At 61.7% G+C, this 19,231-nt stretch carries 17 protein-coding genes; 5 read left to right on the top strand and 12 right to left on the bottom strand.

Translation table 11 applies throughout. The annotated features are described in order from the left end of the window. Position 1 precedes the first annotated feature (1 nt). From DKW65_RS02055 to DKW65_RS02065, 3 genes are all read right to left on the bottom strand, one after another. The gene (locus DKW65_RS02055) at positions 2–511 is read right to left on the bottom strand and encodes a hypothetical protein (protein ID WP_111655694.1); all 510 of its coding nucleotides are present in this window, start codon (positions 509–511) and stop codon (positions 2–4) included. A 78-nt stretch (positions 512–589) separates the two neighbouring features. Beyond that, positions 590–2,386 (bottom strand): sodium:solute symporter family protein, encoded by a 1,797-nt coding sequence (locus DKW65_RS02060; protein WP_111655695.1) that lies wholly within the window; start codon positions 2,384–2,386, stop codon positions 590–592. Between the two features lie 6 nt (positions 2,387–2,392). Then, positions 2,393–2,653, bottom strand: a complete 261-nt coding sequence (locus tag DKW65_RS02065; protein WP_111655696.1) for a DUF4212 domain-containing protein — start codon at positions 2,651–2,653, stop codon at positions 2,393–2,395. A 242-nt stretch (positions 2,654–2,895) separates the two neighbouring features. Between DKW65_RS02065 and DKW65_RS02070 the strand changes: the two genes are divergently transcribed. The 3 genes from DKW65_RS02070 to DKW65_RS02080 are packed head-to-tail and all read left to right on the top strand — an operon-like array spanning position 2,896 to position 8,873. Next, positions 2,896–4,710: a DUF294 nucleotidyltransferase-like domain-containing protein gene (locus DKW65_RS02070; protein ID WP_111655697.1), complete on the top strand. Its 1,815-nt coding sequence runs from the start codon at positions 2,896–2,898 to the stop codon at positions 4,708–4,710. A gap of 13 nt (positions 4,711–4,723) precedes the next feature. Continuing rightward, positions 4,724–5,341, top strand: coding sequence for a 3'-5' exonuclease (locus tag DKW65_RS02075; RefSeq protein ID WP_111655698.1), 618 nt, complete (start codon positions 4,724–4,726; stop codon positions 5,339–5,341). 37 nt (positions 5,342–5,378) lie between these two features. Then, entirely contained in the window at positions 5,379–8,873 is a 3,495-nt protein-coding gene (locus DKW65_RS02080) for a hybrid sensor histidine kinase/response regulator (protein WP_111655699.1), read from the top strand. 6 nt (positions 8,874–8,879) lie between these two features. On the opposite strand, the gene DKW65_RS02085 is transcribed toward DKW65_RS02080, so the two are convergent. Together DKW65_RS02085 and acs are read right to left on the bottom strand one after the other, a co-directional pair. Beyond that, positions 8,880–9,530: a response regulator gene (locus DKW65_RS02085; RefSeq protein ID WP_111655700.1), complete on the bottom strand. Its 651-nt coding sequence runs from the start codon at positions 9,528–9,530 to the stop codon at positions 8,880–8,882. Between the two features lie 192 nt (positions 9,531–9,722). Continuing rightward, positions 9,723–11,708, bottom strand: a complete 1,986-nt coding sequence (acs, locus tag DKW65_RS02090) for an acetate--CoA ligase (RefSeq protein ID WP_111655701.1) — start codon at positions 11,706–11,708, stop codon at positions 9,723–9,725. A gap of 184 nt (positions 11,709–11,892) precedes the next feature. Between acs and DKW65_RS02095 the strand changes: the two genes are divergently transcribed. Beyond that, positions 11,893–13,083 carry a DcaP family trimeric outer membrane transporter gene (locus tag DKW65_RS02095; protein WP_245932376.1) on the top strand — a complete coding sequence of 397 codons (1,191 nt, stop codon included), beginning with the start codon at positions 11,893–11,895 and terminating at the stop codon, positions 13,081–13,083. Positions 13,084–13,176: 93 nt separating this feature from the next. On the opposite strand, the gene DKW65_RS02100 is transcribed toward DKW65_RS02095, so the two are convergent. From DKW65_RS02100 to DKW65_RS02115, 4 genes are all read right to left on the bottom strand, one after another. Next, the gene (locus DKW65_RS02100) at positions 13,177–13,572 is read right to left on the bottom strand and encodes an ectoine synthase (RefSeq protein WP_111655702.1); all 396 of its coding nucleotides are present in this window, start codon (positions 13,570–13,572) and stop codon (positions 13,177–13,179) included. A gap of 109 nt (positions 13,573–13,681) precedes the next feature. Beyond that, positions 13,682–14,983, bottom strand: a complete 1,302-nt coding sequence (gene ectB / locus DKW65_RS02105) for a diaminobutyrate--2-oxoglutarate transaminase (RefSeq protein ID WP_111655703.1) — start codon at positions 14,981–14,983, stop codon at positions 13,682–13,684. A gap of 49 nt (positions 14,984–15,032) precedes the next feature. Then, positions 15,033–15,569 (bottom strand): diaminobutyrate acetyltransferase, encoded by a 537-nt coding sequence (gene ectA, locus DKW65_RS02110; RefSeq protein ID WP_111655704.1) that lies wholly within the window; start codon positions 15,567–15,569, stop codon positions 15,033–15,035. Between the two features lie 5 nt (positions 15,570–15,574). Then, positions 15,575–16,138: a MarR family winged helix-turn-helix transcriptional regulator gene (locus DKW65_RS02115; RefSeq protein WP_111655705.1), complete on the bottom strand. Its 564-nt coding sequence runs from the start codon at positions 16,136–16,138 to the stop codon at positions 15,575–15,577. A gap of 461 nt (positions 16,139–16,599) precedes the next feature. Here DKW65_RS02115 and folE2 point away from each other — a divergent pair, with 461 nt between their 5' ends. Beyond that, complete coding sequence (folE2, locus tag DKW65_RS02120; RefSeq protein WP_111655706.1) at positions 16,600–17,556, top strand: GTP cyclohydrolase FolE2; 957 nt, start codon at positions 16,600–16,602, stop codon at positions 17,554–17,556. Positions 17,557–17,906: 350 nt separating this feature from the next. Here folE2 and DKW65_RS02125 read toward each other — a convergent pair whose 3' ends face one another. From DKW65_RS02125 to yidD, 3 genes are all read right to left on the bottom strand, one after another. Then, positions 17,907–18,326, bottom strand: coding sequence for an acyl-CoA thioesterase (locus DKW65_RS02125; protein ID WP_111655707.1), 420 nt, complete (start codon positions 18,324–18,326; stop codon positions 17,907–17,909). 2 nt (positions 18,327–18,328) lie between these two features. Beyond that, complete coding sequence (locus DKW65_RS02130; protein ID WP_111655708.1) at positions 18,329–18,871, bottom strand: outer membrane beta-barrel protein; 543 nt, start codon at positions 18,869–18,871, stop codon at positions 18,329–18,331. Between the two features lie 84 nt (positions 18,872–18,955). Next, on the bottom strand, positions 18,956–19,225 hold the full coding sequence (gene yidD / locus DKW65_RS02135; protein WP_111655709.1) for a membrane protein insertion efficiency factor YidD: 270 nt from the start codon (positions 19,223–19,225) through the stop codon (positions 18,956–18,958). Positions 19,226–19,231 lie beyond the last annotated feature (6 nt).

A 19,231-nucleotide genomic window follows, 5' to 3' on the forward strand; every position in this document is an offset into this window, starting at 1 on the left:
GCTACCTGACGCAGACCGTCCGGTACAATGCCGAGGAGCGTGATATGACCTGCAAGGCCTCGGTGTCAGGCCGGTTTTCGCTGGCCAGCGGCACCAGTTCGGCCGTGGCGCAGTTCATCAGATAACGTTGATGGTTCAGGCGTTCGATGTATTCGCGCTCGAAGCGGTAGAAGATGAATTCCACCAGCGGCTGGTCGTTGACGGTGCGGGACACTATGCTGTCGCGATCAATCACGCTGAACGCCACGGTCATGGGGAAGGCATAGGTCCAGGGGCGCCAGAGCATGCTTTCCTGCTCGCTGCTGATGATGTCTGCGGTGGCGGGCAGTTGCTGGCGTTTGTGTTCGAACCAGGTGTATTCGAAGTGGATCTGGTAGGCCAGCATGCCGAGACCGGCGAAGACCGGGATGATCCAGCGTGGCAGCCGCTTGCCGCTGATCATACGCAGTACCAGTGCGATGCCGGCGGCGCCGAGGGCGGCAAAGATGGCGGCAACAAGATGCCAGATCATGAATCACCTTTTCGTGGGGTTGGCGTCAAGACAAACGGGCTTCCCGAGGGAAGCCCGTTGCGGTCAGTGCATTATTGCCTAGTGGCTGACGGCCATGCCAGCGCCCTTCGGATAACGGACGCTTTCCACCAGCTCCTGGATTTCCACCGGCGGCGGTGCCGTGGCGCGTGAAACCGCGAAGGCGACGGCGAAGTTGGCCAGTGCGCCGATCGGGCCGAAACCGAGCGGTGAAATACCGAACAACCAGTTCTCCGGGGTGTTGGCCAGCATGTTGGTGCCCGGAATGAAGAACCAGCCCAGATAGGTGAACAGGTACAGCAGGGTGGTGACCAGGCCGGCCAGCATGCCGCTGATGGCGCCTGCGCTGTTCATGCGGGTGGAGAAGATGCCCATCATCAATACCGGGAACAGGGTGGCGGCGGCTATCCCGAAGGCCAGCGCCACGGTCTGTGCCGCAAACCCGGGCGGATTGAGCCCCAGATAAGTAGCCAGCAGGATGGCCCCGGCCATGGAGATTCGCGCGGCCCGCATCTCGCCCTTCTCGGTGATGTTGGGGTTGATGGTCTTCTTGATCAGGTCATGGCTGATGGCGGACGAGATAGCCAGCAGCAGACCGGCAGCCGTGGACAGGGCCGCAGCGATGCCGCCCGCAGCAATCAGGCCGATCACCCACGGTGGCAGGTTGGCAATCTCCGGGTTCGCCAGCACCATGATGTCATTGTTGACCACCAGTTCGTTACCGGCCCAGCCACGCTCTGCCTCGGTGCCGGCAAAATCGGGGTTGGTGTCGTTGTAGAACTGGATGCGGCCATCGTTGTTGTGGTCGGTGAAGGTGATCAGCCCGGTATCCTCCCACGAGCGAATCCAGTCCGGCCGGTCTTCATAGCGGATCGGATTGGCGGCGGCGGCCTCGTAATCGTCCACCTGGCCGGTCATTTCCGGATAGATGGTGGTCATCAGATTCAGGCGTGCCATGGAGGCGACCGCCGGGGCTGTCAGGTAGAGCAGGGCAATGAAGACCAGTGCCCAGCCTGCAGACCAGCGTGCATCAGCCACCTTCGGCACAGTGAAGAAACGGATGATGACGTGCGGCAGGCCAGCCGTACCGATCATCAGCGACAGGGTCAGCAGGAACATGTTCATCTTGCCGCCGTTATCGCCGGTGTAGCTCTGGAAGCCCAATGCGCGCACCACGTCGTCCAGCTTCTGCAGCAAGGGGATGCCGGATTCGGTATGGGTGCTGAACATGCCGAACATCGGAATCGGGTTACCGGTGAGCTGCAGGGCAATGAACACTGCCGGAATCGTGTAGGCGATGATCAGCACCACATACTGGGCAACCTGGGTGTAGGTAATGCCCTTCATGCCGCCGAATACGGCGTACAGGAAAACGATGGCGGCGGCGATCCAGATGCCCACGCTGCTGGGGACTTCGAGGAAGCGCGAGAAGGCCACACCGGCGCCGGTCATCTGACCGATCACGTAGGTGACCGAGGCGACAATCAGACAGACCACGGCAATCACGCGTGCGGTCCGGCTGTAGAAGCGATCACCGATGAAATCCGGCACCGTGAACTTGCCGAACTTGCGCAGATAGGGCGCCAGCAGCATGGCCAGAATCACGTAGCCGCCGGTCCACCCCATCAGGAAGGTAGAGGCGCCGTAGCCGCCCGCAGCGATCAGGCCCGCCATGGAAATGAAGGACGCCGCAGACATCCAGTCGGCTGCGGTGGCCATGCCGTTGGTGATCGGGTGCACGCCACCGCCGGCCACATAGAATTCCTTGGTGGAGCCGGCACGCGCCCAGACAGCGATACCGATATAGAGCGCGAAGGAGGCGCCGACAAATAGCAGATTAATGGCAAACTGGCTCATGCTGGTCTACTCCCCCAGGCCAAACTGGCGATCGATCCGGTTCATCCGCCAGGCGTAGAAAAAGATCAGACCGATAAAGGTCAGAATGGAGCCCTGCTGGGCGAACCAGAAGCCGAGGTCCGTGCCGCCGACGGGGATGCCTGACAGTAGAGGTCTGAGGAGGATGGCGCAGCCGTAGGACACGAAAGCCCAGACGATCATGCAGCCGATGATGAGGCGAAGATTCGCCTTCCAGTACGCCGCAGCGTTGGTCTTGTCATCTGCCATGAGTTGCTCTCCAGTTGTTTTTCGGGTTTGCGAGGTCGACTCATCCTCATACTGGTCAAGAACGCGGGCAAAGAAATCCCAGACTTTGGTCTGATGAAGGTGGCAGCCTGGGAAGCGCCCTTTAATGCCCTTGTAAATCAGTGCTTTGCAAAGAAATAGGACGAAGGTCTAGTGCCTGGACCATTGGGCTTTTATATAGATCGTGGTTTGCTTGGAGAAACCTGAGCGAACCGGCCCGAACCATGGTGGATCTCGACCTGACACAACTGCCTTTTGCCCTGCTGGACGATACGTCCCTGGAGCAATTGCGTGCGGCGGCGGACCTGAGTTACTTCGACAAGGGCGAAGTGATTCTGGATGCCGGTCAGGCAGGCAACTGGGTCTATCTGATTCACAAGGGCGCGGTGACCGAACTGGATGTACAGGCCCCCAGTGCCCGTGCACGCATCGGGCTATACACGGCGGGCGATCTGTTCGGCGCCATCAGTGTGCTGAACGGCAAGAGCCGTTACCGGTTTGTGGCTGACCAGCAGACCCTCTGTTACCTGATTCCGGGGCAGCTGTTCCAGCGGTTGTGCAACCACAACAGCGCCTTTGCCGACTATTTTCGCCAGCGCCTGGCGGAGAAGAGCCGTTTGCTGGCCGAGCAGCGTGAGGGCGGCGTGACCCTGGCCGGGTTCATGCTGGCGCGTATCCGTGACTGCATGCGGGTGCCGTTGATCATGCAGGCGGACATCAGCATCCATGATGCGGTCACGGCGCTGAAGACCCACAGGGCGGACAGCCTGCTGGTCCAGCGTGGCAACGATGTCGGTATCGTGACCAAGACAGACCTGCTCAATGCGCTGGTGCTGGATGGCCGGGGCAGCGGTGATCCGGCGGCCAGTGTCGCCAGTTTCGATCTGGTGACGGCGCGCCCGGACGAGTTCCTGTTTGCGGCGCTGGTCAGCATGACCCGGCATGAAGTGGCCCGGGTGGTGGTCATGCGCCACGAGCGGGCCGTCGGGGTGGTCGAGCTGACCGATGTGCTGAGCTACTTCTCCAGCCGCTCCTACGTGGTGGGCCTGGAGATCGAGAAGGCTGACGATCTGGATGCGCTGGCGCTGGCCAGTGCGCGCTTGCCGGAGCTGGTGCGGGCGCTGATGGCGCAGGGTGTGAAGCTGCGATTTGCCATGGACCTGCTGGCGGCGCTGAACGGGCGCCTGATGGCCAAGACGTGGCAGTTCACGGTGCCGGAAGCGCATCAGCAGCATGGTTGCCTGATCGTGATGGGCAGTGAAGGGCGTGGTGAACAGATACTGAAGACCGATCAGGACAACGGGCTGATTCTGGACGACGGAGCGGTGTGGCCGGGGCAGAGCGAGTCCATGAGCCGTTTCACCGAAAACCTGTTGCGGCTCGGTTACCCGCCCTGTCCCGGCAATGTCATGGTCTCGAACCCCGAGTGGACGGGCAGCCTGTCCCGCTGGCGCGAGCGTATTCGTCGCTGGGCTGACGACGGCGGCGGTGATGCCATGCTCAAGTTGTCCATCCTGGCCGATGCCCACTCGCTGGCGGGCAATCCCCGTTTGCTGGAGGCGCTGCGCGATGCGCTGTTCGAGCGGTGCAGTGACGACCAGCTGCTGATGTCCCGCTTTGCCCGGGGGGTGCTGCGTTTCTCCACGCCGTTGACGGTGTTCGGCACCCTGAAAAAACCCGAACACGGTATCGATATCAAGAAGGGCGGCATCTTTCCCATCGTGCACGGTGTGCGTGCCTTGGCGCTGTCGCAACGCATTCGTGACACCTCGACGTTCGATCGTCTTGATGAGCTGGCGGCACGTGGCATTACCGATAGAGACCTGGCAGAAGACCTGAGTGAAGCGCTGTCACTGTTTTCCGAATTGCGACTCAAGCGCCAGCTTGCCGCACTGGAAGCTGGCGACGCGCATGCGGACGGGAATCATATCGTGGTACAGGAACTGAGCTCTCTGGAACGTGACATGCTGCGTGATGCGCTGCATGCCGTGAATGAATTCAAGCAGCGCCTGTCGTGGCGCTTTCATCTGGAATACTGATCAGGAGGTCATCATGCTTCGCACGTTACGCCGCGTGGCCGATCGCCGCCGCCATGGAGAGGGCGACTACGCCCATCTGTTTCAGCCCTATCATGGCAGCGATGTGATAGCGCTGGATTGCGAGACCACCAGCGCCGATGCCCGTCAGGCCGAACTGGTGTCCATCGCCGCTGTGCCGGTGCGCCATGGCCGTGTGCTCACCAGCGAGGCGCTGGATCTGACGCTGCGCCGCCCGCACGGGCTGCAACGTGATTCCATTCGCATCCATGGCCTGCGCCCCGATGATCTGGTGGATGGCTGTACTCTGGATGACGCGCTTGAGCGGCTCCTGGATTTCATCGGCAATCGCCCGATCGTGGGCTGGTGTATCGATTTTGATCTGGCCGTCATCAATCGTCATCTGCGCCCGCGTGCCGGTTTCGAGTTGCCCAACCGCAGTATCGAGCTGACCCGCCTGTACCAGCGCCGCTTGCGCCGGAGTCAGCCGGATCTGGCGCCGCATGTCGGGTTTGAAGCCATGGCACGCAGCCTGGATGTGCCGGTCATCGGTCGGCACACCGCCCTGGGGGACGCCACCACGGCCGCATTGATGTATCTTCGACTCATGAAGCCGGAGCCGGCGGCCGCCTGACGGCGCACGGCGCGGGCGAGGTCGACGGGGAGCCTTCATGTTCACACTCTGGCAGCTTGGCAGCCTCGCTCTGCTGTATGTGCTGATCCTTTTCGTGATTGCCTGGTGGGGCGATCGCGCTGCCCGACGCGGTTCGCGGCTGGTCAATAACCCGTGGACCTACAGCCTGGCGCTCGGCGTCTACTGCACCTCCTGGACCTTCTTCGGCGCCGTGGGCGAAGCCGCCAATCATGGCTGGAGCTACCTGCCCATCTATCTGGGCCCGATCGTGCTGGTGGTGTTCGGCGGCGCCATCATTCTCAAGATCGTCACGCTGGGCAAACAGCAGCGTATTACCTCCATCGCGGACTTCATCGCCGCCCGGTACGGCAAGTCCCAGCGGCTGGCCATGCTGGTGACGATGATCGCGCTGGTGGGCGTACTGCCCTATATCGCGTTGCAACTGAAAGCCGTGACCCTGGCGTTTGATGTGCTGACCCCGGGTGAGGGTCATATGGCAGCCAACATGGACAGCGCCTTCGTCGTGGCGCTGCTGATGGCGGCCTTCACCCTGTTGTTTGGCACCCGCCATCTGGATGCCACCGAGCACCAGTCCGGCCTGATGCTGGCGGTGGCTTTCGAGTCGTTCGTCAAACTGGTGGCGTTTATCGCGGTCGGTCTGTTCTGCCTGTTCTATGTCTTTGATGGTGCGCTCGGTTTCTTCAATGAAGAGGCGGTGGGCGAGGTGGCCAGCGACCTGTTTGCCGGTGGCTGGGGCGAGCAGGATTTTGCCGCCCAGTTCCTGCTCGCTATGGCGGCCATCATCTGTCTGCCGCGACAGTTTCATGCCGCAGTGGTCGAGAATAACGATCTGCGTCATTTGCGCACGGCGCGCTGGGTGCTGCCGTTGTACCTGGGCATCTTCGCGGTACTGGTATTGCCCATCGTACTGGCCGGGTTGGTGCTTCAGCCCGAATTTGCCGGTCAGGCGGATATCTATGTGCTCACCTTGCCGATGCTGGAAGGGCCGGCCTGGTTGACGTTGCTGGTGTTTCTCGGTGGCATCGCTGCGGCCACCGGTATGGTCATTGTGGCGACCATTGCGGTGGCCATCATGCTGACCAACGAAGTGCTGTTGCCGCTGTGGCTGCGCCGACGCGTCAACCTGCGCAACGACCTGGGTGCGCTGGGCGCCAATGTGCGCAGTCTGCGCCGCGTCGCCATTGTGGTGGTGTTGTTGCTGGCGTTTCTGTTCCACCAGCTGATGCTGGACTTCACCCGTCTGACCAGTATCGGTCTGCTGTCGTTTGCGGCAGTGGCCCAGTTTGCCCCGGCGCTGTTCGGGGGGCTCTACTGGCGCGGCGGGCATGCGCGCGGGGCGGCCATCGGTCTGGCGATCGGCTTTGTGGTGTGGGCGTTCTGTCTGCTGCTTCCCGGGCTGGCATCGCCGGAATGGCTGGCGCGTGCCAATCAGGACGGGGTGTTTGGTCTCGGCATGTTGCGCCCACAACGGCTGTTCGGGCTGGATGGGCTGTCGCCGCTGGCTCATGGTGTCGTCTGGAGCCTCGGGCTGAATATCCTCGCTTATGTCTGCTTCTCGAAATGGGCCAGACCTTCGGCGCTGGACCGCTCCCAGGCGACCCTGTTCGTGGACATGCCGCTGGACTGGTGGCGCGACGCCGGCACCTCCGGGCTGGTCAGCCAGGGCGAACTGCTGGAGCTGGCCGGGCGCTGCATCGGCCAGGGGCGTGCCGAGTTGTTGTTCCGTGAGCACGCCGAAAAGCAGCAGTTCTTCTGGCAACCGGAGCTGCCTGCCCCCCTGCATCTGGTGCGCTTGACCGAACGCTTGCTGGCGGGGGCCATGGGCGCCAGCTCGGCGCGTATCCTGCTGGGTACGCTGCTGACCAAGCAGGAGGCAGATCGCCATGAAGTGGCGCGCATCATGGATGAAGCGTCGCAGGTCATCCAGTTCAACCATCAATTGCTGCGCACCACCATCGAAACCATCAACCAGGGCATTTGCGTGGTGGACCGCGATCTGAATATCGTCGCCTGGAACCGCGCCTATGAGCGTCTGTTCGAGTATCCCGAAGGCCTGATTCGTCTGGGGCGCCCGATTGCCGACGTTTACCGCTACAACGCCCGGCAGGGGATCTATGGCGACGGTGATCTGCATGAACAGGTCAGTCGCCGTGTGAATCTGCTGCGCGAGGGTTCGGCACACAGTTTCGAACGAGTGCTGCCCAGCGGCACCGTGATCGAAGTGTCAGGCATGCCCATGCCGGGCGGGGGCTTTGTCAGTACCTTCCTGGACATCACGGCGCGCAAACGGGATGAATGGGCGCTGCGCGAGATCAACGAGAATCTGGAACAAATGGTGGCGGATCGCACACGCCGTCTGTCGGAAGTGAACACACGCCTGCAGCAGGCGATTGCCGAAGCACAGCGCGCCAATCAGGGCAAGACACTGTTTCTGGCGGCGGCCGGGCATGATCTGATGCAGCCGCTGAATGCTGCGCATCTGTTCTGTTCATCGTTGCAACAGAAGTTGCAGACCGGCGGCCTCAGTGATGTGGAGCGGGCCCAGGAAATGCTCGGCAACATCAGTGGCGCGCTGGAAGCGGCCGAGAGTTTGATCAGTGATCTGCTGGACATCAGCCGCCTGGATACCGGCGCCATGCCGGTGGATCAGCGGCCGGTACCGTTGCGCCGCATGCTGCACAATCTGGCCAGTGAATTCGGTGCCATGGCCGATGCACGGGGGCTGCGTCTGCGCTGGCGGCCGGCGGATGTCCTGGTGCAGACGGATGAAAAACTGCTGCGCCGCGTGTTGCAGAATCTGCTGGGCAATGCGGTGCGTTATACCAGTGAGGGCAGTGTGCTGCTTGGCTGCCGCAAGGCGCCCGGTGCGGTGCGTATCGAGGTCTGGGATACCGGTACCGGGATTACCGAGGAAGAGCAAAAGGAAATTTTCCGCGAGTTCAAGCGCCTGCCCAGCAGTGAGCAGCATGGCAAGGGGCTGGGGCTCGGGCTGGCGATTGCTGAGCGGATCTGCAAGCTCTTGGGTCACCGTATTACCGTGCGCTCATGGCCCGGTCGCGGCACGGTGTTCAGCGTGACGGTGCCGCTGGCGGCTGACGGCGTGGTGCCGGAGGTCGTGGAAGAAGCGACGATGTTTGCGCCACGACGGCTGGACGGCCTGACGGTGCTGTGTGTGGATAACGATGCCACCATTCTGGCTGGTCTGGCGGCCCTGCTGGATGACTGGGGCTGCCGGGTCATTCAGGCGCGCTCCGAAGCCGAGGCCCACGCCAGGCTTGATCCTGACACGGTGCCGGATGTCATGCTGGTGGATTATCAGCTGGATGATGACGAAAACGGTTTCGATGTGATTACGGCACTGGACGGGCGTTGGGACGATGCCGTGCCGGCGATCCTGATGACGGCCAATCATGATCCGGCAGTACGCCAGCGGGCGATCAGTGAGGGGCTGGTGTTCCTGCAAAAGCCTGTGGATGCGCGCACCCTGTACGACACCCTGACCAATCTCTGAGGTGTGTCAGGAGGTCGGGGCCTCAATGGCGATATCACGCAGCAGCAAAACGGCCTGAGTACGGTTGCGCACGCCCAGTTTGCGCAGGATAGCGGTCATGTGCGCTTTCACTGTGGCCTCCGACACATTCAGCTCGATGGCGATGACCTTGTTGGCCATGCCTTCCAGCAGCATGCCCAGTACCCGAAACTGTTGTGGCGTGAGGCTGCTGATACGCCGAGCCAGTTCCTGCTCACTGGCGGACGCCGGGATGGCGCTGCTGGTGCGCGCCGCAGGCGGCAGCCAGGTGTCCCCGGCCAGCACCTGATTCAGGGCATCGACCATGGTGTCCAGGCTGGCGGATTTGGGAATAAAACCGTTGGCGCCAAAACCGATTGCGCGTTGCATCACGTCGGCTTCGTCGCTGGCAGAAATCACCACCAGTGGTGTATCACGATAGTGGTCGCGCAAGTAGATCACGGCGGAAAAACCGTGCGTGCCGGGCATATGCAGGTCCAGCAACAGCAGGCTGTACTGTTTCTGCTGTTCCACCAGTGTCTGCAGGGCGGGCAGGGAGTCCGCCTCTTCTATCGGCGTGTCCGGGAAGGCCGCACTGACAGCCTGGCGCAGGGCAGCGCGAAAAAGCGGATGATCGTCTGCAATCAGTATAGGGTCCATGGCGGCATTCATGGCTCTGCTGTGATGAGTAGGCTCCCCTGACGATGCCACAAAATGCAGTCCAGGGAAAAAGAAAACGCCACCGGCCAGGGAGATGACCGGCAGCGCAAAAGTCCCGGAGGCGTTACGGGTGAGTCGCGATCCGGGGGCGCCCCGTACAGGTGGGGCGTTTGCAGCGTGACAGGTGTGCGATCATGCCGGCGGCCGGTTCATGCGTGTCTCGACCAGCGCGGGCACCACCGCCGGATCGGCCAGCGTCGAGACATCTCCGAGACTGTCGTGCTCGTTGGCGGCAATCTTGCGCAAGATCCGGCGCATGATCTTGCCGGAACGGGTTTTCGGCAGCCCCGGCGCCCAGTGGATCAGGTCCGGTGTGGCAATGGGGCCGATTTCCTTGCGCACCCAGGCACGCAGCTCGGCGCGCAAGGTGTCGCTGGGTTCGCTGTCGTGGGTCAGGGTGAGGTAGACGTAAATGCCCTGGCCCTTGATGTCATGCGGGTAGCCCACCACGGCGGCCTCGGCCACTTTCGGGTGGGCCACCAGTGCGGACTCGATTTCGGCGGTGCCCATGCGGTGCCCGGAGACATTCAGGACGTCGTCGACCCGTCCGGTGATCCAGTAATCCCCGTCGACATCCCGTCGTGCGCCATCGCCAGTGCAGTACATGCCCGGGAAGGTGGTGAAGTAGGCTTCGCGGAAGCGCTCATGGTCACCCCACAGGGTGCGCATCTGCCCCGGCCAGCTGTCCAGAATGACGAGATTGCCTTCGCCGGGGCCGTCTATCAGCGCCCCCTCATTGTTCACCAGTGCGGGCTGGATGCCGAAGAAAGGTTTCATGGCCGCGCCGGGTTTGGTGGCGGTGGCGCCGGGCAGCGGTGCAATCATCACGCCGCCGGTTTCCGTTTGCCACCAGGTGTCCACCACGGCGCATTGCTCCAGCCCCACCTGATCGTGGAACCAGTGCCAGGCGGCCGGGTTGATCGGTTCGCCAGCGGTGGCCAGCAGCTTCAGGCTGTGCCGTTGGCTGGCGGCCAGCGGCGTATCGCCGTCGGCCATCAGTGCCCGGATCGCGGTGGGCGCGGTATAGACGATGTTGACGTTGAACTTGTCGATGATCTGTCCCAAGCGACCCGCGTCGGGGTAGTTCGGCAGCCCCTCGCTCATGACACTGGTGGCGCCGTTGGCCAGAGGACCGTAGACCAGATAGGTATGGCCGGTAATCCAGCCGACATCAGCAGTACACCAGTAAACGTCGCCCGGATGGTAGTCGAACACCATCTGGTGGGTGAGCGAGGCATAGGTGAGGTAGCCGCCGCTGGTGTGCAGCACGCCCTTGGGTTTGCCGGTGGAGCCCGAGGTATACAGGATAAAGAGCGGGTCTTCGGCGTTCATGCTTTCCGGCGGGCAGACTTCACTGGCCTCGGCCATGGCGTCTTCAAAGCGCACATCGCGGCCGGTTTCCCAGTTGATGTGCGTGCCGGTATGCGAGATCACGAGGACCTTCTCCACGATGCAGGCTTCCGGGCGTTGCAGGGCCTGATCGACATTGTCCTTCAGGGGTACCGTACGGCCACCGCGCAATCCCGCATCGGCCGTAATCACCACACGGCTGCCGCAATCGGCGATGCGACCGGCCAGCGCCTCGGGCGAGAAGCCACCAAAGACGACGGAATGAATGGCGCCGATACGGGCGCAGGCGAGCATGGCAAACACCGCTTCCGGGATCATCGGCAGGTACAGGGTGACGCGTTCGCCGCGGCGCACCCCCAGGCCCTTGAGGACATTGGCCAGGCGGCACACTTCCCGGTGCAGGGTAGCGTAGGTAATGGTGCGATGGGCGCCGGGGCTGTCGGGCTCCCAGATGATCGCTGGCGTGTTCGCGCGCTCCGGCAAGTGACGATCTATGCAGTTGGCGCTGACATTCAGCTGGCCGTCTGCGAACCAGCGGATATGCAGATCGTTACGGTCAAAGGAGACGTCCCGGATGTCGGTGGGCATCTTGTCCCAGGTCAGCCGCCCGGCCTGTTCGCGCCAGAATGCCTCGGGCGCTTCGATGCTGCGCGCATAAAGGGCCTGATATTCGGCCTCGCCGACCCAGGCATGGTGCTGGAAATGGGGTTTGACGGGCACGGCGTGGTGGATGGTGTCGCCGGCGGTCGCGGTTCCCTGAGCAGGCATGTCAGCGGCTCCTCCTGATGGACGGGTCTGGGATTGAACAGGTCTTCGCCGAGTCTGCGCCTGCGTCTGCGGGGGCTGAATTAGACTTTGGTCGTTCGACCTCTGTGCTTAGACCTTTTGCCAATAGCCCGGCGGGCCTTCACGGCGTGACGCTTGGTCAGGACAACTCAGGAGGACTTGGATAATGAAAACAATGTTCCCACGCGCTGCCTTGGCAGCTTCCATTGCCCTGACCGCCACGGCGGCATCAGCCCAGACGCTGGAAGAGCGCATAACAGCGCTCGAAACGCGAGTGGCCAGCACGACCCAGGTGCAGTTCGGCGGCTACATCAAGGCGGATGCCCAGGTAACCCGCTACAACCGTGACGGCAGCAACGTGCCACAGATTGGCCGGGATTTTCTCGTTCCGAGCACCATTCCCACCGCCGGTGATGGCGGTGGCGCGACCACGGATTTCCACGCCAAGGAAAGCCGCTTCTGGATGCGTACCCGTACAGACACCGGGCAGGGCCTGCTGGGGACCTACATCGAGCTGGATTTCCTGACCCATGGCATGGGCGATGAGCGCATTACCAACAGTTATGCGCCGCGCATTCGCCACGCCTTTGCCACGTGGGGGGATGTCCTGTTTGGCCAGACCTGGTCGACGTTCTTTGATGTGGGGGCGCTGCCGGAACTGCTGGACTTTGTCGGGCCGGTGGGCACCACCCTGGTTCGTCAGGCACAGGTACGTTACAGCCCGGGGCAGTGGGATATTGCGCTGGAAAACCCGTCCTCGACGCTCTATGACGCCAACGGTCTTATTGGCAATCCGGCGACGATCGACGACAACCGCTACCCCGATCTCATCGTGCGTTACCGTATCCCGCTGGACAACGGCAGCCTGAGCGTCGCAGCCATGGGTCGTGAGCTGTCCTACCGTGACGGTGCCAACCGCGAGAGCGAATACGGCTACGGCGTCAGTATTGCCGGCAAGTTCATGCTGGGTGACACCGGCAACGACATTCGTGCGCAGCTGGTGGGCGGCAATGCCGTGGGCCGCTACCTGGGTCTGAATGCGTTCCGTTCCGGTGAGATCGAGGCTGATGGCAGCATTGAACTGATTGATACCTGGAGTGCCATGCTGGCCTATCGCCACCTGTGGAGCGACCAGTGGCGTTCCAGTGTGGCGGTGTCTTACGCCGAGGCCGACAATCCCGATACGCTGCCGGGCACCACGGCCAAGGCGTACCGGACGAGCCACGTCAACCTGATCTACTCACCCGTGCCACGGCTCGATTTCGGTGGCGAGGTGATCTGGGGTCAGCGTGAAAACGAGGACGGCCAGCGCGGCGAGATCGGACGAGTCCAGCTTTCGGCGAAGCTGGCGTTCTGATTCCTGCCTCGATAAAAAAAGCGGAGCCTGAGGCTCCGCTTTTTTTTGGGGTGCGACTCTGTTTTCAGGTGCGACCCTGTATGGCGCCGGGCGTCAGTCCAGATCGGCGGGATAAACGCCATGCTCGTCGTGAACCTCGCGTCCGCTCAGTGGCGGATCAAAGACACACGCCACGACCATGTCCTCGTCGCCACCGTACAGATAATGCTCGTCATGCTCGTTGAGCAGATAGACGGTGCCCGGCTTGAGATCATACATCTTGCCGTCGGACAGGGTTTCCACCCGGCCGTTACCGGAAATCACATACACCGTTTCCAGATGGTTCTTGTAGTGGATATGCGTTTTGGTGCCTTTGAAGATGGTCGTGATGTTGAAGGAATGACCCATCCTGTCTTCCTTCAGCGACAGACGGACAGACTGCCAGTTCCCGTTTTCAGCGCGCACTAGGCGTTCGCTGCCCAGGGCATCCTCCAGCGTACGGACGATCATCGGGGTGGTTCTCCTGAATGAATAAAGAGGGGCCCCTCCCGGGAGATGTAACCCGGGCCGTAACACAGGGTTACGGGAGGGGCATGTAACGCAGGGGCAACAAGGGCGATCAGGCGATGGCAGACAGGTTGCTGCGGACGCCCTGCTTGACCTTGTCCTTCATCACGGTCGCCACGCTCTCCTCAACGATATCCAGACCACGATGCAGGTCTTCCTCGGAGATGGTCAGCGGGCACAGGGTCTTGATGACCTGATCGTCAGCGCCGGACGTTTCAATGATCAGCTTGCGCTTGAACGCTTCGCTGGTGATCTCGCCCGCCAGCTCGCCACTCTGGCATACCAGGCCCTGCATCATGCCGCGACCGGTCAGGTGGAAATAGTGATCGTCATAACGATCCGCAATGGCGCGGAAGCGATCCGTGATGATATCGCCCTTCTTCTTGATTTCCGTCGAGAAGGTGTTGTCTCTCCAGAAATGATCCAGCGCGGCGGCCGCCGTCACGAAGGCCGGATTATGGCCCCGGAAAGTGCCGTTGTGCTCGCCGGGTTTCCACTGATCCAGCTCCGGGCGCATCAGCACCACCGCGAAGGGCAGGCCATAGCCGCTGAGCGACTTGGACAGCGTAATGATGTCCGGCTGGATACCGGCTTCATCAAAGCTGAAGAACGTACCTGTACGGCCACAGCCGGCCTGGATATCGTCGACAATCATCAGCATGTCGTGTTTGCGGCATACCTTTTCCAGGTTGCGCAACCACTCGAAGCTGGCCGCGTTGATGCCGCCTTCGCCCTGGACGGTTTCCACGATCACTGCTGCAGGGTGGTCGATGCCGGACGAGCTGTCGGACAGCTGCTTGTCGATGTACTCGGTGGTGTCGAAGCCATTACCCATGTAGCCGTCATAGGGCATCACGGTGGCGCCGCTCATTTCCACCCCGGCAGCGCCGCGATGGTGGCTGTTGCCGGTCACGGCCAGCGAGCCCAGCGACACGCCATGGAAGCCGTTGGTGAACGTGATGACGTTGGAGCGCCCCTTCACGTTACGGGCGATTTTCAGCGCGGCTTCGACGGCATTGGTGCCGGTCGGGCCGGTGAACTGGACGATGTATTCCATGTTGCGCGGCTTGAAAATCACGTCATCCAGCATGTTGAGAAAATTGCGCTTGGCCACCGTGTGCAGATCCAGGCCATGGACGATGTAGTCCTCGGTCAGGTAAGCGACCAGCTTTTCCTTCAGGACCGGGTTGTTGTGCCCATAGTTGAGCGTGCCCGCACCGGCCAGGAAGTCCAGATAGGCTTCACCGTCTTCGTCGTACAGGTAAGAGCCCTTGGCCTTGCTGAACAGCACCGGAAAGCTCCGGGCATAACTTTGTACTTCAGATTCAATGCGGTCAAAAATTCGGGTATCCATAAGTCGCACCTCCCAATGCGTTGTGTGTCTGGAGTCGGAGATCGGCAAATCAGGCGTTATCGCGATTGAACGGACCGATCCTGAGCAGATGCTCATCTTTGTGCTCGCCGGCAAAATGCAGGCGGCTGTCGAAGAAAATGAATTCTTCGGTCGGCATGCGCCGTGCATAGGCGAAGCTGCGGAACATGCCCCAGGACGCCTCGTTGTCCGGCGTGATGGTGGTCTCGATAAACTGGACGGTGGCGCATTCGTCCCGCTCCAGTATTTCGGCCAGCATGCGTTTGGCCAGGCCCTTGCCACGAGCTTTCTCGTGTACCGCTACCTGCCAGACAAAAAGCACATTCTGCTGCTTGGGCGGGATATAGCCGGAGATGAACCCGACCAGATCACCGTCCATCTCTGCCGCGACGCAGGTGTCTGCGAAGTGGGTGCACTGCAGCAGGTTGCAGTAGGTCGAGTTCTCGTCCAGCGGCTTGCACTCACTGATCAGCTTGTGCAGGCGCGCGCCGTCCTGGCTTTCCGGTTTGCGCAGGGTGATGTCGTCAGCCTGAGCCTGGGGTGTCGTGTCCTTCTTCTCTGCAAGCATAGTGGTTACTTTCTGGTCGCTTCGGGGAAAGGGGTGCCGGTGTCCGGGGCGCTGCCAGGTTCATCACGACGTCGAGTCTGGATGTCTGTAGCGGGCTGGGCGCGATCCATGGCACCCAGATCAAGCACCGGCGATGCGTCAATGGCATCGGCGTTCATCATGGCGGCAACACGCTGCAGGGAGCTGAGAATCAGCGACTGTTCCCAATCACTGAGCCCGGCAAAGCGGGCGATGAATTCCTCCTGCAGCGGCGTCGGCGCGCGTTCGAGCAAGGTCTTGCCTTCGTCCGTCAGGCGGGCATAGACCCGGCGCTTGTCAGTGGAGCCGCGCAGTCGCTGGATCAGCTCACGCTTTTCCAGGCGATCAAGAATCGTCGTGATGGTCGCCTGACTCAGCGACACCTCGTCAGCAATATCGCCCATGGTCATTTCGTCACGGGCGGCAATGGCCTGCATGACCAGCAGCTGCGGGGCGGTCAGCCCTGCCACCTTGCTGAGTCGGCGCGAATACATATCTGTCGCGCGAATGATGCGGCGCAATGCGATCAACACTTCGTCATGCCTCGCCATGGTTGCTGCGGCTCTCCTGATGGAATCATTTCGTCATATAACCTTGGCAAACGGCATTCGGTGCGGTCTGCCTCGATGAATGAACGGAAATAACCTTAGCAGCCGAAACTTTAGATGTCAAAATATTAGGGGTCTTAACGCATCGCTCGCTGGCAGTGCAGCCGATCAGCACGATCATATGCTTTGATGGTAATGATAGCTCCCGGCTGTCGCCTCGCCTGTAAGCCCCATGAATAGGGGGTTTTGATGTTTTCAGCGCCGTGGCCGGTGCTGGGGCGGGGCTTGAAAGGTGGGGGCGCCGGCCTGATTCTCCGCCCTGAGCCGGGCGCCTGTACCGAAGAGAAGCCCGCAATGATTGTCGGTCAATTTACCGTCACTTTTCTGGTAGACTGCCCGGCCCCGAGCGACCCGCACCGGTTCTGAACCGGCTGCCGGCCTGCCCGTGACAGACGGAGACCCAGATGAAACGCGAAGACGGTGCCCTTGTGCACACCATGCCTGATGTCGCCAGTACGGCGCCCCGCAAGATCCGCTCTCGGCTGGATTGGGTGGGCATGAGCGAAATTCACCTGCCGGCGCAGGTCAGCGACAGCGTGCACGGCCAGCGTCCGGTCAGCACCTCCATCCAGGCGTATGTGAACCTGGAAGATGTGAATGCCCGCGGCATTCATATGTCCCGGCTTTATCTGATGCTGGAGGAAACCTTCGGTGACCATGCCGTCAGCGCCGCCTCCATCGAGACGCTGCTGCGCAACTTCCTGACGACCCACGAAGGTCTCAGTTCCCGGGCGTTCGTCAAACTGGATTTTGAATACTCCGTACGTCGTCCGTCGCTGAAGAGCAACTATGCGGGCTGGAAGAGCTACCCGGTCTCCCTGACGGGCACGCTGTGCGACAAGGGTCTGACTATCGAGTTGTCGGTGGAGGTGCCTTACTCCTCTACCTGTCCCTGTTCGGCTGCGCTGTCGCGCCAGTTGATTCAGGATGCTTTCCGTGAGCGCTTTGGCGATGTCGGTACTATCAGTGCCGAGGATGCGGCGGAGTGGCTGGGCACGGAGCAGGGTATCGTGGCGACGCCGCACAGCCAGCGTTCCATTGCCCAGGTGCGGGTGCTGCTGGACCATGCCGAGGACCGTGCCTTCCCGATCACGGCGCTGATCGACCTGATTGAGGGTGCCTTGAAAACGCCGGTACAGACGGCGGTGAAGCGGGAAGATGAGCAGGAGTTTGCGCGCCTGAATGGCCAGAACCTGATGTTCTGCGAAGACGCGGCGCGTCGTTTGCAGCAGGCGCTGGACGCCGAGGGCGAGTACACCGACTTCTGGCTGCGGGTCAATCACCTGGAAAGCCTGCATGCGCACAACGCGGTGGCCATCGTGACCAAGAACGTCGAGGGTGGTTATCTGCCGATTCCCTGATCTGGTCCCGGTTGCGTTATCAAACCAAAAGCCCGCGTTCTTCGCGGGTTTTTTTGTGTCATCGGGGGGGCTTCGTAGTGCGGCCACGGTGAGGGGGGAGTCCCTTCCAGAAGCCGCCGTGAACCCGTCCCTGGGGGCTTGCGTTCGGCATCCTGCCTCACACACTTCTGGAAGGGACTCCCCCCTCACCGTGGCCTCGGATCAGCAGTCGCTGCAAGCTCAACACTTCGTAGCTTGATGCAAGAACCAGACTTTCGGTTGGCTGGTGGTTTGTTAGCCGGGCTGCGCGTGACGCCCCCCGAGGGCCATAACCACCATAGCCTCGAAGCATGGAACCCAGCCCAAAGACCTCAGCCAGGCAGCTTGTCGAGCAGGGAACGCGGCAGGGGGTGGGACTGGTGGGTGCCAGGTTGGGCGCAGACCCAGATGATTTCGCCCCGGCTGAGGCAGGCGTCTTCGCCCTGGCGAAATACCGCCAGTTCCCAGGTCAGGCTGGAGTTGCCGATGCGGGCCGGACGTACGGCGATATCGATGACCTCGTCGAAACGGATCGGGCCCAGGTATTCCACCGTGGATTTCACCAGATGAAAATCCAGACCTTCTTCCGCCACCATCGCGTGATAGTCGAACGCGAGCTCGCGCAGGTACTCGTTCAGCGCCACATCGAAGAACGTCAGGTAATGGGCATTGAAGACCACGCCCTGCGCGTCGATTTCAGAGTAACGAACGCGCAGAGGGTGGCTGTAGGGAAAGTCGCTGCGTTGGGTCATGCTCAGAAGCGGCCGCCGATGCCTACCGTCAGATTGCTGACTTCGGAGCTGTTGCGGTCAACCGCACGCAGGTACTCCAGGCTCAGGAAGATATTGCTGTCCAGATCCACTTCGACGCCCAGGCCCAGCGAGATATCGCTGTAGCGGCGACTGCGGCTGGAGGTCAGGCGCTCGGTGGTTTCCACCAGGGTGGTGCCAAAAAGACCGTAGGGGCGAATCGGTACGGTGTTCGGGAACTGGGCGCGCAGGTAGGCCCCGTAGTAGCGGTCGATTTCAACCCGTCGACGTGTGGCGTCGGTGAAGGTGATGGTGTCGTTACCCACACCCAGAGCGATACGGCCTTCGGCGCCGAATGTCTGCTGGGCGTTGAGCCAGCCGCCGAACGCGAACTGCAGGGCATTGACGCTGGCGTCGTTGTTGGAATGGCGAGGCTCCAGACTGCCGAACACGTAACCCAGGGAGGCGTAACCGGTGCCTTGTGCCATGGTCGGGCCGGCCACAGCCAGCAGGGAAACTATCAGGGCGCCACGCAGAAGAGCTTTCATAGGAACTCCGGGTTTCAGTATTGTCGGTGCCTCGCAGGGCGCCGTTATTGTAACGGACTTTGCCGTGAGCGGCGACGCAAGGTGTCAGGGGGTGTTGTCTTCACGCTCGCAGCAGTCATGGGCGTCGTCAGGCAGCGGCACGCCGGGTACCGGGTCGAAGCCGCCCGGGTGCCAGGGGTGGCATTTGCACACCCGTTTGACCGCCAGGAAGCTGCCCCTGGCGCTACCGTGGTGGATGATGGCCTGCTTCGCATATTCGGAGCAGGTGGGGTAGAAACGGCACTGGTTGCCGACCCAGGGGCTGAGCAGGAACTGATAGCCCCGGATCAGGGCCAGCAGCAGTCGCTTGATCATGCGCGC

This window comes from Isoalcanivorax indicus (genome assembly GCF_003259185.1).
Lineage (GTDB): Bacteria > Pseudomonadota > Gammaproteobacteria > Pseudomonadales > Alcanivoracaceae > Isoalcanivorax > Isoalcanivorax indicus.

What these genes read in the sequence shown, in the direction of transcription:
- DKW65_RS02055 (WP_111655694.1), bottom strand. Translation starts at nt 511, where the DNA reads ATGATCTGGCATCTTGTTGCCGCCATCTTTGCCGCCCTCGGCGCCGCC.
- DKW65_RS02060 (WP_111655695.1), bottom strand. Translation starts at nt 2,386, where the DNA reads ATGAGCCAGTTTGCCATTAATCTGCTATTTGTCGGCGCCTCCTTCGCG.
- DKW65_RS02065 (WP_111655696.1), bottom strand. Translation starts at nt 2,653, where the DNA reads ATGGCAGATGACAAGACCAACGCTGCGGCGTACTGGAAGGCGAATCTT.
- DKW65_RS02070 (WP_111655697.1), top strand. Translation starts at nt 2,896, where the DNA reads ATGGTGGATCTCGACCTGACACAACTGCCTTTTGCCCTGCTGGACGAT.
- DKW65_RS02075 (WP_111655698.1), top strand. Translation starts at nt 4,724, where the DNA reads ATGCTTCGCACGTTACGCCGCGTGGCCGATCGCCGCCGCCATGGAGAG.
- DKW65_RS02080 (WP_111655699.1), top strand. Translation starts at nt 5,379, where the DNA reads ATGTTCACACTCTGGCAGCTTGGCAGCCTCGCTCTGCTGTATGTGCTG.
- DKW65_RS02085 (WP_111655700.1), bottom strand. Translation starts at nt 9,530, where the DNA reads ATGGACCCTATACTGATTGCAGACGATCATCCGCTTTTTCGCGCTGCC.
- acs (WP_111655701.1), bottom strand. Translation starts at nt 11,708, where the DNA reads ATGCCTGCTCAGGGAACCGCGACCGCCGGCGACACCATCCACCACGCC.
- DKW65_RS02095 (WP_245932376.1), top strand. Translation starts at nt 11,893, where the DNA reads ATGAAAACAATGTTCCCACGCGCTGCCTTGGCAGCTTCCATTGCCCTG.
- DKW65_RS02100 (WP_111655702.1), bottom strand. Translation starts at nt 13,572, where the DNA reads ATGATCGTCCGTACGCTGGAGGATGCCCTGGGCAGCGAACGCCTAGTG.
- ectB (WP_111655703.1), bottom strand. Translation starts at nt 14,983, where the DNA reads ATGGATACCCGAATTTTTGACCGCATTGAATCTGAAGTACAAAGTTAT.
- ectA (WP_111655704.1), bottom strand. Translation starts at nt 15,569, where the DNA reads ATGCTTGCAGAGAAGAAGGACACGACACCCCAGGCTCAGGCTGACGAC.
- DKW65_RS02115 (WP_111655705.1), bottom strand. Translation starts at nt 16,138, where the DNA reads ATGGCGAGGCATGACGAAGTGTTGATCGCATTGCGCCGCATCATTCGC.
- folE2 (WP_111655706.1), top strand. Translation starts at nt 16,600, where the DNA reads ATGAAACGCGAAGACGGTGCCCTTGTGCACACCATGCCTGATGTCGCC.
- DKW65_RS02125 (WP_111655707.1), bottom strand. Translation starts at nt 18,326, where the DNA reads ATGACCCAACGCAGCGACTTTCCCTACAGCCACCCTCTGCGCGTTCGT.
- DKW65_RS02130 (WP_111655708.1), bottom strand. Translation starts at nt 18,871, where the DNA reads ATGAAAGCTCTTCTGCGTGGCGCCCTGATAGTTTCCCTGCTGGCTGTG.
- yidD (WP_111655709.1), bottom strand. Translation starts at nt 19,225, where the DNA reads ATGATCAAGCGACTGCTGCTGGCCCTGATCCGGGGCTATCAGTTCCTG.